Annotated in this window: 13 protein-coding genes; 8 read left to right on the forward strand and 5 right to left on the reverse strand. The window is 73.9% G+C overall.

The annotated features are described in order from the left end of the window. Positions 1–243: 243 nt before the first annotated feature. The gene (locus tag E1265_RS11925) at positions 244–720 is read right to left on the reverse strand and encodes a MarR family winged helix-turn-helix transcriptional regulator (RefSeq protein ID WP_132930260.1); all 477 of its coding nucleotides are present in this window, start codon (positions 718–720) and stop codon (positions 244–246) included. 65 nt (positions 721–785) lie between these two features. Here E1265_RS11925 and E1265_RS11930 point away from each other — a divergent pair, with 65 nt between their 5' ends. The 5 genes from E1265_RS11930 (at position 786) to E1265_RS11950 (ending at position 6,020) form a co-directional block, all read left to right on the forward strand. Continuing rightward, complete coding sequence (locus E1265_RS11930; protein WP_132930261.1) at positions 786–2,186, forward strand: MFS transporter; 1,401 nt, start codon at positions 786–788, stop codon at positions 2,184–2,186. Positions 2,187–2,306: 120 nt separating this feature from the next. Then, the gene (locus E1265_RS11935; protein ID WP_243740707.1) at positions 2,307–4,472 is read left to right on the forward strand and encodes an alpha-galactosidase; all 2,166 of its coding nucleotides are present in this window, start codon (positions 2,307–2,309) and stop codon (positions 4,470–4,472) included. An 85-nt stretch (positions 4,473–4,557) separates the two neighbouring features. After that, on the forward strand, positions 4,558–4,983 hold the full coding sequence (locus E1265_RS11940) for a TM2 domain-containing protein (RefSeq protein WP_132930262.1): 426 nt from the start codon (positions 4,558–4,560) through the stop codon (positions 4,981–4,983). Positions 4,984–4,985: 2 nt separating this feature from the next. Continuing rightward, on the forward strand, positions 4,986–5,417 hold the full coding sequence (locus E1265_RS11945) for a DUF2752 domain-containing protein (protein ID WP_132930263.1): 432 nt from the start codon (positions 4,986–4,988) through the stop codon (positions 5,415–5,417). A gap of 57 nt (positions 5,418–5,474) precedes the next feature. Then, on the forward strand, positions 5,475–6,020 hold the full coding sequence (locus tag E1265_RS11950) for a DUF1275 family protein (RefSeq protein ID WP_132930264.1): 546 nt from the start codon (positions 5,475–5,477) through the stop codon (positions 6,018–6,020). Between the two features lie 13 nt (positions 6,021–6,033). Here E1265_RS11950 and E1265_RS11955 read toward each other — a convergent pair whose 3' ends face one another. After that, positions 6,034–7,047: a zinc-binding dehydrogenase gene (locus E1265_RS11955; protein WP_132930265.1), complete on the reverse strand. Its 1,014-nt coding sequence runs from the start codon at positions 7,045–7,047 to the stop codon at positions 6,034–6,036. A 114-nt stretch (positions 7,048–7,161) separates the two neighbouring features. On the opposite strand from E1265_RS11955, the gene E1265_RS11960 reads away from it, so the two are divergent. Then, entirely contained in the window at positions 7,162–7,833 is a 672-nt protein-coding gene (locus tag E1265_RS11960; RefSeq protein WP_243740708.1) for a pentapeptide repeat-containing protein, read from the forward strand. Positions 7,834–7,847: 14 nt separating this feature from the next. On the opposite strand, the gene E1265_RS11965 is transcribed toward E1265_RS11960, so the two are convergent. Together E1265_RS11965 and E1265_RS11970 are read right to left on the reverse strand one after the other, a co-directional pair. Then, positions 7,848–8,549 carry a 2-phosphosulfolactate phosphatase gene (locus tag E1265_RS11965; protein WP_132930267.1) on the reverse strand — a complete coding sequence of 234 codons (702 nt, stop codon included), beginning with the start codon at positions 8,547–8,549 and terminating at the stop codon, positions 7,848–7,850. Between the two features lie 206 nt (positions 8,550–8,755). Beyond that, the gene (locus E1265_RS11970) at positions 8,756–9,331 is read right to left on the reverse strand and encodes a TerD family protein (RefSeq protein WP_132930268.1); all 576 of its coding nucleotides are present in this window, start codon (positions 9,329–9,331) and stop codon (positions 8,756–8,758) included. Between the two features lie 165 nt (positions 9,332–9,496). On the opposite strand from E1265_RS11970, the gene arfB reads away from it, so the two are divergent. Beyond that, on the forward strand, positions 9,497–9,931 hold the full coding sequence (gene arfB, locus E1265_RS11975; protein ID WP_132930269.1) for an alternative ribosome rescue aminoacyl-tRNA hydrolase ArfB: 435 nt from the start codon (positions 9,497–9,499) through the stop codon (positions 9,929–9,931). On the opposite strand, the gene E1265_RS11980 is transcribed toward arfB, so the two are convergent. Beyond that, positions 9,928–10,428 (reverse strand): flavin reductase family protein, encoded by a 501-nt coding sequence (locus E1265_RS11980; protein ID WP_243740709.1) that lies wholly within the window; start codon positions 10,426–10,428, stop codon positions 9,928–9,930. The genes arfB and E1265_RS11980 overlap by 4 nt on opposite strands. Positions 10,429–10,717: 289 nt before the next feature. Here E1265_RS11980 and cdgB point away from each other — a divergent pair, with 289 nt between their 5' ends. After that, positions 10,718–12,295: a diguanylate cyclase CdgB gene (gene cdgB / locus E1265_RS11985; protein ID WP_132930271.1), complete on the forward strand. Its 1,578-nt coding sequence runs from the start codon at positions 10,718–10,720 to the stop codon at positions 12,293–12,295. Positions 12,296–12,344: the final 49 nt, after the last annotated feature.

A 12,344-nucleotide genomic window follows, 5' to 3' on the forward strand; every position in this document is an offset into this window, starting at 1 on the left:
CAGGAGAAGCCGCGGCCCTGGCAGTGCCAGCAGCGGTGGGGGGCGGCGACGCCTTGGCCGCGGCCGTCGCTGGAGGCGTAGAGCGTCTCTCGGACCTCGATGCGTGAGCCGGTGCAGGCCTGGCACTGGCGGTGTGGGCCTGGGCACTCCGGGTCTTGGTCTTCCGCTTCTTCTCCCATCGGGCTCCTCCGCGCGGCCTCGTGCGGTTACGGCTTCCGCACCGTCGTTACCGGTCGGGGTGGGTCAGGAGGGACCGGTCGCGTCGGTCTCGTCGGCGAGACGGCGGAGGGCGCGGGCGAGGGCGGCGGCCTCGGCGGGGTCCCAGGTGGCGGTGAGGCGGGCGAAGACCTCCTCCTGGAAGGCGTGGGCGGCGGTGAGGACGTCGGCGCCGGCCGGGGTGATGACGAGGGTGGCGCGGCGGGCGTCGTGTGCCGACGGGGTGCGGGTGAGGTGGCCGTGGTCGACGGCCGCGCCGACCATGCGGCTGGCGCCAGAGCGGTCGAGGCCGAGCTGGTGGGCGACGTCGGTGACGGACACCTCGCCGCGGCGCGCCGCGGCGTCCACGGCTTCCAGCACCGCGATGTCCTGGACGAGCGGCGTGTCCCCTGGCTGCTGGCCGGCGGAGGCCGTCGCCCAGCGGCGGGACCAGAAGCGGACGAGCCGGAAGAGGGCGGGGCCTGCGCCGGCGAGGTCGGCGCGGGACGGGTCGGTGCTGGACATCGGGGGCTCCTGGGGTCAGGACTCGAGAATTGCGTGCGATTCGCAAGCAGTCTAACGTGTGTGAAATGCACACGTCTACCGGGCTCGCCTTCACCGCCCTGCTTCTGGGCATGCTCATGGCCCAGCTCGACACCACCGTCGTCGTGGCCGCGCTGCCGCGCCTCGTCGCCGACCTGGACTCCGGCGGCGCCGTCGCCGGCGTCACCGCCGGCTATCTGCTCACCGTCACCGTCGCCACGCCCGTGCTCGGCAGGCTCGGTGACCTCTTCGGCCAACGCGCCGTCTTCCAGGGCGCCCTCGCGCTCTTCGCCGCCGGCTCGCTGGCCTGTGCGCTGGCGCCGACGATGCCCGCGCTGATCGCCGCCCGAGGGGTCCAGGGCCTCGGCGGCGGCGGTCTCGTGGTCACCGCGGTCAGCGCGCTCGCCCGGATGTTCGGCCGCGAGGAGCTGGTGCGTCGCCAGGCCTGCCTGACCGGCGTGTTCGCGCTGTCCGCGCTCGCTGGGCCGCCGTTGGGCGGGCTGCTCGCGGCCGGTCCCGGATGGCGCTGGATCTTCCTGCTGAACCTGCCGCTGTGCGCCGCCGCCGCGCTGCTCGCCTCGAGCGGCCTGCCGGGCAGGTCGCCGGCTCCCGAGGGCGGTGCGGGAGGCTCGTTCGACGTGGCAGGCACGGTGCTCGTCGCCGTGGTCGGCGCCGGGGTGGTCGCCCTCGGGGGCGTCGAGTCGCTGGCGCGCGGCGGCCCCGCGACCGTCGGCGTGGTCGCGCTGGTGGCCGGGTGCGCGGCGGCCTTCGTCCTGGTCGAGCGGCGCGTGGCCGCGCCGTTGATACCGCCCGCGCTCTTCCTCGATCGTGGCGTGGCGCTGAGCGTCGCGGCTACCGGGCTCGCGGGGACGGCGCTCTTCGGCTCCTTCACCTTCGTGCCGCCGGCCGTCGCGGCCGGGACCGGCCTCGGCGTCGGGGAGACGGGCCTGCTCCTGCTCGCGTTGACCGGCGGGCAGCTCGTCGCCACCACCGCGTTCTCGGCGCTGGTCGGGCGCCGGCCGCGGCTGCCCGGCTGGGGGCGGTTCGCGCTCGCCACGGGGACCGTCGGGATGATCGGGCTCGCCGCCCTGCCGGCGCTCGACGGCGCAGGCCGGGCGCCGGCGCTCGCGGTCGCCGGGTCGGCGATGGGGCTGGTGGGCGCCGCCCTCGGGCTCTCCCTCCAGGCGTACACGCTGATCGCCCAGGCGCGCGCCAGGCCGGAGTCGATCGGCGCGACCATGGGAACGCTCACCTTCGCCCGCCAACTCGGCGGCTCCCTCGGCGCCGCGGGCTTCGGCTGGCTGGTGCTCGTCGCGCCGAGCGAGCGCGCGGGGCTGAGCCTGGCCTTCGGCGCCGCCGCCGGCTGCCTGGTCGCGGCGCTGCTCGTGGCGCCCCGGGCGGCGGACGACCCGGCCGGCGCGGGGAGTAGAGTTGCGGCCGATCGATGAGGCCTTCCCTGGCAGACGGGAGGGTCTTTTTCGCGCGGGCGGGCAGTGTTGACCGGGCGCGGGGCGCGACCGTAGAAAGGTCACGCAAAATGCGCATGTCTCAACAGGATCGAACAGGGGATGACAGCACTGATGCGTGACGGGACCTTCCTCCACTTCCGATCCGCGGGAACGAGCCTGGCACTCGACTGCACCGGCACGGGTCTGCCCCGGGTGGTGCACTGGGGCGAGGACCTGGGCGATCTCTCGCCCACCACGCTCGCGGCCGTGGTACGGGCCGGGCGCCCGCAGATAGCCACCAACAACGTGGACGTCGTCGTGCCGCTCGCCGTGCTGCCCGAGCACTCGGCCGGCTGGCAGGGCACGCCGGGCCTCACCGGCCACCGGGCCGGCGCCGACTTCTCCACGGCCTTCGCCGTCACCTCGCTCGAACAGCGCGGGCAGGCCGTCGAGGTGACCGCCGAGGACGTGCGGGCCAGCCTCGAACTGCGCCTGGAGATCGAGCTCACCGACTCAGGTCTGGTGCGGCAGCGCGCCACGGTCACCAACCAGGCGGAGGCCGAGGCCGCGCCGTTCTCCCTCTCCGGGGTGCTGCTGACCCTGCCGGTGCCCGAGCGCGCCACGGAACTCCTCGACATGACCGGCCGCCACCTGCGGGAACGCAGCCCGCAGCGGCACGAGTTCACCATCGGCACCCACCTGCGCGAGAACCGCAGGGGCCGCACGGGCACCGACGCCGTCACCGTGCACGTCGCCGGCGAGGCCGGCTTCGGCTTCCGCTCCGGCGAGGTGTGGGGGCTGCACGTGGCCTGGAGCGGCAACCACCGTTCGCTGGCCGAGCGCACCGTCAACGGCGTAGGGCTGCTCGGCGGCGGCGAGCTGCTGCTGGCCGGCGAGGTGGTGCTCGGCGCCGGCGAGTCGTACACCTCGCCCTGGGTGTACGGCGCTTACGGCCGGGGGCTCGACGAGCTCGCCGGGCGGTTCCACGGCTACCTCCGCGGTCGCGCCGGCCACCCGCGCTCGCCGCGCCCCGTCACGCTCAACGTGTGGGAGGCCGTCTACTTCGACCACGAGATCGGCAAGCTGAAGCGGCTCGCCGACCTCGCCGCCGGGATCGGCACCGAGCGGTTCGTGCTCGACGACGGCTGGTTCCGCGGCCGGCGCGACGACCACGCGGGGCTCGGCGACTGGTACGTGGACGAGACCGTCTGGCCGGACGGACTGCACCCCCTCGTCGACCACGTCCGCGGACTCGGCATGGAGTTCGGCCTGTGGGTGGAGCCGGAGATGGTCAACCCCAACTCCGACCTGGCGCGCGAGCACCCGGAGTGGATCCTGGCCACCGGCGACCGAATGCCGCCCGAGTCGCGCCACCAGCAGGTGCTCGACCTCGGCCACCCGGCGGCGTACGCCTACATCCTTGAGCGGCTCGACGCGATCGTCACCGAGTACGCGCTCACCTACCTGAAGTGGGATCACAACCGGGACCTGGTGGAGGCCGGGCACAGCCCCACCGGGCGGGCCGGGGTGCGGGAGCAGACGCTCGCCGTCTACCGGCTGCTGGACGAACTGCGCGCGCGGCACCCGAAGTTGGAGATCGAGTCCTGCTCCTCAGGGGGCGGCAGGATCGACCTGGAGATCCTGGAGCGCACCGACCGGGTGTGGACCAGCGACTGCATCGACGCCCTGGAGCGCCAGCAGATCCAGCGCTGGACCGGGCTGCTGCTTCCGCCCGAGTTGCTCGGCTGCCACGTGGGCGCCCACGCGGCGCACACGACCGGGCGGACGCACACCCTGGGCTTCCGGGCCGGCACCGCGCTGTTCGGGCACTTCGGCATGGAGTGGGACCTCACCCAGGCCAGCGAAGCCGACCGGGCCGCGCTCGCGGAGTGGATCGCGCTGTACAAGGAGCTGCGGCCGCTGCTGCACGGCGGCACGGTGGTGCGCGGCGACCACCCGGACCCGGCGCTGTGGGTGCACGGCGTGGTGGCCGAGGACCGGTCGCGGGCGGTGTACGCGCTGGCGCAGGTGGCGACGAGCGTGCAGTCGCCGCCCGGCCTGGTCGCGCTGCCCGGGCTCGACCCGGCGGCCGAGTACCGGGTCACGCCGCTGGCGCCGGGCGACGAGGTGCGCGGCCCCGCCTCGGACGCGCTGGCCTGGTGGACGGACGGCGGGGTGACGCTGCCGGGGCGGGTGCTCGGCTCGATCGGGGTGCGGGCGCCGTCGCAGCACCCGGAGCGCCTGGTGCTGCTGTCCGCGGAGCGGGTCGCGGAGGGGGCGCGGTAGGCGTCACGGTAGGGGGCTGACACACTGGGGGCGGCGTCATGGATGATAGGGCGACCATACGATCGTCGTTCTCCTTGGGGGATTCATGTCCGACCAGCAGCCGTACTCCTGGGGGCCTCCCGGCAACGGTCCGCAGGGCCAGCCGGGCCAGCCTGGTCCGGGACAGCCGGGCCAGCCCGGGCAGCCGGGGTACGGGTACCCGCCGCCCGGTCAGCCGGGGCAGCCCGGGCCCTACCAGCAGCAGGGCGCCTACCCGCCGGACGCACAGGCGCCCTTCGGCCGCGACCCGATGGGCCGTCCGTACTCCGGCAAGTCCAAGATCGTCGCGGGCGTGCTGCAACTCCTGCTCGGCACCGTCGGCGCCGGCCGCTGGTACACCGGCCACTACGGCCAGGCCGTGGGCATGCTGCTCACCTGCGGCGGCCTCGGCGTCTGGGCGCTGATCGACGGCATCATGCTGCTGGTCAAGAACGACTGGACCGACGCCCAGGGCCGGATCCTCAAGCCCTGACGATGCGGGCGATCATCCGCCGGGAGGCCGCAGCCCCGCTCGCCGTGCTGGCGGGCGGGCTGGCCGGCGCCGGCTACGTGGTGGCCGCCGACCCGCACCGGGGCGGCGGCCCTCCGCTGCCCCGGTGCCCGGTCAACTGGGCCACCGGGCTTCTCTGCCCGGCCTGCGGCGGCACCCGGATGGCCTACGACCTGCTCGGCGGAGACCTGACGGGCGCCCTCCACGACAACGCGGCGCTGCTGCTGCTCGGCGTCCCCCTGGCCGGTTGGCTGCTCGGCCGCTGGCTGGTCGAGGGGGTGCGCGGCCGGCGCTACCGACCACGCTTCGGGCCCGCCGGGGTGGCCGCCGTGCTCGGCGTCGCCGTGATCTGGGTCCTGGCCCGCAACCTCTTCGACCTCACCGGCGTCGCCGACCTCACCGGCGTCCTCGGCTGATCCGCCGGACGAGCCGCCCGCCGGGTGCGAAGCCCCGTCCGGCGATGAAATGGGCCCATGGGAGTGCCCGCTCGGCTCATGGTCCTGCTCACCGCCGTCGCCGGCGCTGTCGACGCCGCCGCCTTCATCGAACTCGGCGAGGTCTTCGTCGCCAACCAGACCGGCAACGGGGTGCTGCTCGCCATCGGCATCGCCGACTCCTTCCTGCCGGGCCACGCCACCGAGGGTGTCATCGGGCCCACCGCCTCCCTGGTCGGCTTCTGCGTCGGTGGGGTGGCCACGGCCTGGGCCGCCCGTCTCCTGCCGCACTGGGCGCTGCTCGCGTTCGAGGCCGGCCTGCTCGCGCTGGCCGCCGGACTCGCCTGGGCGCCGGCCCCGCTGTGCACCGGGGTCCTGGCGTCCGCGATGGGCGCCCAGAGCGTCTACGCCGTGCGGGCCGGCGTGCCCGGCGTGACCACGACGGTCGTCACCGGCACGCTGGCCGCGCTCTTCGTCCGGGCGACCGGGGGCATCAGGGAACGGCAGGGCGCGCCGCTGCTCGCGCTCGTGTGGCTGGCCTACTTCGCCGGCGCGCTCGGCGGCGCGGCGGTGGTGCTGGCGTAGACCGGACCGGGCCTCACGGGGCCACGAGCACCACCTTGCCGGTCGTCGCCCTGGTCTCCAGCGCCCGGTGGGCGTGGGCGGCCTCGGCCAGCGGGAAGCGCTGGACCAGCGGGACGAGGACGCCGGCCGCCGCCTGGGCGAAGGACTCCTCCTCCAGCACGCGCATGTTCTCCTGGCCGCCGATCTTCGCCCAGAGGGCGGGGCCGAGCGCCGTCACCGAGGTGACGCCGAGCTCGGCCTGCTCCTCGGGGCTCGGCGCGACGTGCCCCGCGGCGTCCATGCCCGTCGAGGCGTAGCCGTAGCAGACGTGCGTCCCGCCGGGTCCGAGCAGTGCCAGGGCGGCGTGGCCACGGTCGCCGCCGACCCCCTCGAAGAGGTGCTTGACCGGCCGCTCGCCGTGCGTGGCGCGGACCTCGTCCGCCCAGCCCGGCGCGTCGTAGTCCACGGCCTGGTCGGCGCCGAGGTCACGGACGACGGCGACCTTGGCGGGGCCGCCGGCCGCGCCGATGACGGTGGCGCCACGGTGCTTGGCGTACTGGACGAGCAGCGAGCCGATCCCGCCGGCGGCGGCGAGGACCAGGACGGTGTCGCCTGGCCCGATCTCGGTGAAGCGGAGGACGCCCATGGTCATCCGGCCGGTGCCGAGCAGGGCCACGGCCCGGTCGAACGGCAGCTCGTCGGGGAGCGCGTGCAGTTTCTCCGCCGTGGTCACGGCCTGGGTGGCGTAGCCGCCGGGGACCATCCCGAGGTGCGCGGCGACCCGCCGGCCGAGCCAGGCCGGGTCCACGTCGTCACCGACCGCGTCCACCGTGCCGGCGACCTCGCGCCCCGGAACGGTGGGCAGTTCGGGCACCGGGAAGTGCGGGGCCTCCGGCACCGGGCCCTGTCGCAGCACGGTGTCGACGAGGTGGACGCCGGAGGCGGCGACGGCGACCCTGACCTGACCCCGGCCGGGCGTGAGATCGGGCACCTCCTCGTACACCAGGTTCTCGGCCGGGCCGAAGGCGTGCAGACGGACGGCGTGCATGGTTCCCCCTGGCGGTGTGGTGGCGGGTGACACACGTAAGGCTGCGACTTCAAGGGCGCTTGAGGTCAACTGCCGCTCGGGCCACTGTCAGTGCCGCACGGCAGGATGGCCGGCATGCCGAAACCCCGGAAGGCCGTCCGACCCCCCACCCCGCCGAACTTCCGGCTGCCCGAGCTGCGTTCCTTCGCGGAGCCCGGCGGCCTCGAACCCGAGGGCGACTACGACGCGCTGGAGTTCGCCGACCTCGACCTGACCGGGGCCGAGGCGCCGTCGGCGACGTTCCTGGAGTGCGCGCTGCGGCGCTGCGTGCTGAACGAGGCGAACCTGCGGCACGCGCGGCTGTTGGACGGCGTGCTCGACGCGCCCCGCGGGGTGGGCACGCTGCTGGCGGACGCGCAGCTGCGGGACCTGGAGATCACGGACGCCCGGCTGGGTGGGGTCCAGCTCAGCGGCGCCACGCTGACCAGGGTGCGGGTGCGCGGCGGCAAGATCGACTACCTGAACCTGCGGCAGGCGAAGCTGGTCGACGTCGCCTTCGAGGGCTGCGTCCTGGTCGAGCCGGACTTCGGCGGCGCCCGGCTGGAGCGGGTCTCCTTCGAGGGCTGCGAGCTGCGCGGCGCCGACCTCACCGCCGCCGAGCTCCGCGACGTCGACCTGCGCGGCACGACCCTGCTGGACCTCACCCGCGGCATCGACCGCCTCCGCGGGGCGGTCATCACCCCGTCCCAGCTCCTCGACCTGGCCCCGAGGCTGGCCGCCGAGCTGGGCTTGCGGGTGGAGGGGTAGCCAGCGGCAGGCGATCAGCCCGCAGCCGCGTCGGTCAGCGAAGGCACGGCGCGCGGACGGAGGACCATGAGCGAGTCCTCCAGGCTCGCCACCATGGCGAAGGGGAACCGGTCGAGCTCGAGACAGAGCGGGACGTCGTCGGGATGGACTCCCTGGCGCACCCCCGCCGTCAGCTCGGCGGCGGCGCGCGACTCGGCGGCGCGGCGGAGGAACTCGGCCGCGTCCGCCTCGGCCTCGGTGGCCCGCCGAGCGATGTACTGAGCGCAGGCCAGATCCTCGTCGGCGTGCCCGTCGTCGCCGGTGACCACGAACGTGGCACTGGCACACCCGCGCGTCCGCAGGAGCCGAGCCGTCGCCCCCGCCACCACGAAGCTGGCGCACAGCACCAGCGATGCCTCCTTGACCGCGAGAGCGCCGACCGTCCCCGCCGTGGTCTTCTGCACGACGGTCCGTCCGCCGAGGTCGACGGACCGCAGCAGCCCCGGCGAGTTGACGGCGTCGAACCCGGGCGCGGGCGGACCGTCCTTGAGCGCCACCCAATCCGGGTGGTGAGCCTTGAGGGCCAGGGCCTCGTCCAGCGACTCGGCGAGGACGATCTTCTCCGCTCCCTGGGCGAACGCCCAGGCGGCCACGGTGAAAGCGCGCATGACGTCGACCACGACCGCCACGGACGGGGCTTCGGCCAGCTCGGCTATGCCAAGGAAACGAGCGTCCATTCGATCATGATCGCGCATGCCCGACCCGAGGCGCCCAGGGGGTGAGCTGCCTCACGTCGACGGTCGCGACGCGACACCTGAGGCGCACACGCCGAAGGCCCCCCACCGGAAAGTTGGGGGGCCTTCGTGCGGACCGGATGAGGACCGTGCTGACCGGGCGCCGACTCGCGGCGCCACCGACGTCCTTCCAGGGCGGAGCTGGACTGTCAGACGTTGACGCCGAAGTCCTGGGCGATGCCGGCGAGGCCGGAGGCGTAGCCCTGGCCGACGGCGCGGAACTTCCACTCGGCACCGTTGCGGTAGAGCTCGCCGAAGATCATCGCGGTCTCGGTCGAGGCGTCCTCGGTCAGGTCGTAGCGGGCGATCTCCGCGCCGCCGGCCTGGTTGAGGACGCGGATGAACGCGTTCCGCACCTGGCCGAAGTTCTGACCGCGGTTGTCGGCGTCGTGGATGGAGACCGGGAAGACGATCTTGTCGACCTCCGGCGGCAGCCCGGCGAGCTGCACGTTGATCTGCTCGTCGTCACCCTCGCCCTGGCCGGTCAGGTTGTCACCGGTGTGCTGGATCGTGCCGTCCGGCGAGGTGAGGTTGTTGTAGAAGATGAAGTGCTGGTCCGAGACGATCTTGCCGCTCGCGTTGATCGCAAGGGCGCTCGCGTCCAGGTCGAAGTCGGCGCCGGTGGTGGTGCGGACGTCCCACCCCAGGCCGACCGTGACGGCGGTCAGGCCAGGAGCCTCCTTGCTCAGCGAGACGTTGCCGCCCTTGGACAGGCTCACACCCATGTTGAGATCCCCAATTTCCATTCGGTTCGGACGGAAGGTGCGTCCGGATGCTCTTTGCGATGACGTTACTCTTACTGACCCCAACGGTGTCAGGGGGTCGCCGGTTCCACCGGGGAAGCAAAAAACCCGTATGTGCGAAGCGGCCCGACGCGGGACCATGGAGACATGTCGGGGCCCTATCGCATTCGTGGTGCCGTCAGCCTGCCCGAGTCGGAGCTTCGCTGGCGTTTCTCGCGTGCCTCGGGCCCGGGCGGCCAGCACGTCAACACCACCGACAGCCAGGTGGAGCTGCTCTTCGACCTGGCCGCGACCGAGGCGTTGCCCGCCGTCTGGAAGGAGCGCGCGCTGGCGCGCCTGGCTGGCCGGCTCACCGCGGACGGCGTCCTGGTGGTGCGGGCCAACGAGCACCGTTCGCAGTGGCGCAACCGGGAGGCGGCGGCGGTGCGGTTGGCCGGCCTGCTGGCGGAGGCTTCGGCGCCGCCGCCTCCTGAGCGTCGGGCGCGGCGGGTGCCGCGCGGCGTCGTGGAGCGCCGGCTGCGGGAGAAGCGGCACCGGGCCGACGTGAAGCGCGGCCGGGGCCGCGACAAGGGGTGGGACTAGCCGAGGTGGCGGTAGCCGGCCCGGTAGTAGAGCAGTGGGCCGCCCTCGACGGCGGGCAGGTCGGCGGTGAGGACGCGGGCGATCAGCAGCGTGTGGTCGCCGGCCGCGACCCGTTGCTCGGTGCGGCACTCGACGGTGGCCAGCGCCCCCTTCAGCAGCGGCGCCCCCGTCCGCTCGCCCAGCACGTGCGGCACCTCCTGGAAGAGCAGTCGGTCGCTGAGCCGGCCCTTCATCGCGAACCTGCCGGCCGTGGCCCGCTGCCCCTCGGCCAGCAGAGAGGCGGCCCACAGGGGTTGCCGCTCGAGCACCTCGTCCATGCGCGAGCCGGTGCGCACGCTGACCAGCACCAGCGGCGGGGCGAGGGAGACGGACATGAAGGCCGTGGCGGTCATGCCGGCCGGCGCGCCGCGCGGGCCGTCCTCCTCGTCGTGCGCCGTCAGCAGCACGACGCCGGCCGCGAGCCGGGCCATGGCGCCGCGGAACTCCTCCTCGCTCACCCCTTCAGGATGCGGGACGGGCGGGCCCGAGGGCCCCGGGACCTGTGGGGAGCGCGAGGAAGATGACGGGGACACGCAGAAACGCTAACGGTCCTCGACGAGGGCGCGCATCGGGCCCGGGAACCACCCGGCTCCCCGGGACGTCCTACGTCCCGCGACCGAGCACTTTCGCAGTGTGACATGAATCACAGTAGGCGACTAATTGCTGACCCTGTGTACCTAGCGGACAGCTCCCTGTGATTCAGTGGCCTGTATATCTGCACGTGCATTTCGCGCATCCGGGGGAGTGATGGAAACGGAGACGGAGCCCTATGTGCGCCTCGCCTCTCTGCGGGAGCTGCACCAGGTTGTCGCTCAGCTGAACACCGCCCGAAGCATGGCAGACACCCTCCAGACCATCGCCGACGGCGCCGTCGCGGCCCTCGGCTTCGAACTCGCCACCGTCAACGTCGTCAGACCGGACGGCGACCTGCTGGTGGCCGCCGTCGCGGGAAACGACTCGGCGGAGGCCGCGATGGCCGGCCGCACCGGCTCCCGGGAGTCCTGGGAGCGCCGCCTCAACATGGGCGAGCGCTGGGGCGAGCTGCGGTTCATCCCCTATACCGAGGGTTGGGTCCTCGACCACGACGACGTCCCGCAGTGGCACACCACCGGGCCGGCTCCGCGCTACCCCGACGAGTGGCACCCCATGGACCGGCTCTTCGCCCCCATGTACGCCTCGGACGGCGAGCTGCTCGCCGTCCTGGAGGTCGACCGTCCGCGCGACGGCAAGCGCCCCGGTGCCTGGGGCTGCGAGGCGCTGCAGCTCTACGCCTCCCAGGCCGCCATCGCCATCAGCAACGCCCGCCTGCGCGGCAACATGCAACGCGCCCTCGTCCGCCTGGAGCGCGAGCAGCAGGCTTTGCGCGCCAGCGAGGAGAGCTTCCGGCAGGCTTTCGACTACGCGCCGAGCGGCATGGCGATAGCCGAGGTCGGCGGCGACAGCCAGGGCCGGCTGATCCGGGTCAACGACGCGCTGTGCCGGCTGCTCGGCCGGCCCGTGGCGATGCTGCGCCGCTACAGTTTCGCCGACCTCGTCCACCCCGAGGACACCGGCGTGCTGCTGCGCACCGCCGCCGAGGGCGGCCGCGCCGAGCTCCGCCTCCAGCGCCGCGACGGCTCCTACGTCTGGGTCTCGCTGCGCAACTCGGTGGTGGCCGACGTCACGGCGGGCCCGCAGGTGCAGCTCACCCACGTCGAGGACATCGAGGAGCGCAAGCGCCACGAGCTGGCCCTCGCGCACCGCGCCAGCCACGACTCGCTCACCGGCCTGCCCAACAACGCCGAGCTGCGGGCCAGGCTCGGCGGCCGGATCTGCGACCGGAGCGCGGCCGAGCCCACCGACGCCTTCGGCGGCCTCGGCACCCCGCCCGGCCGGCCCTACGACCACCACGAGCACGTGCTGGTCCCCGAGGCGCCCGGCGGCGACGGCAAGGGGCTCGCGGTGCTCTTCTGCGACCTGGACGGCTTCAAGTCCATCAACGACCGGTTCGGCCACGTGTGCGGCGACGCGGTGCTGGTGGAGGTGGCCCGCCGCCTCGAGGCCGGGGTCCGGGACAACGACACGGTGGCCAGGCTCGGCGGCGACGAGTTCGTGGTCCTCGCCGAGGGCCTCGGGCCGGCCGACGCCTCCGACCTCGCCGTCCGGCTGCGCAACGGCATCATCCCGCCCATCCGCTGGGAGAACCGGCAGGTGCGGGTCGGCGCCAGCTTCGGCATCGGCTGGGCCGCCTGCGGGATGACCACCGAGGAGATCCTGGAGTCGGCCGACCAGCGCATGTACGTCGAGAAGCGGTCCCGCTCCCAAGGGCGGCGCCGCGCGGGATAGCCGGTTGTGAAACGCGCTACACGTCGGGGGCCGCACGGTTCTCGATCAC

This window comes from Streptomyces sp. 8K308, assembly GCF_004348315.1.
Lineage (GTDB): Bacteria > Actinomycetota > Actinomycetes > Streptomycetales > Streptomycetaceae > Streptomyces.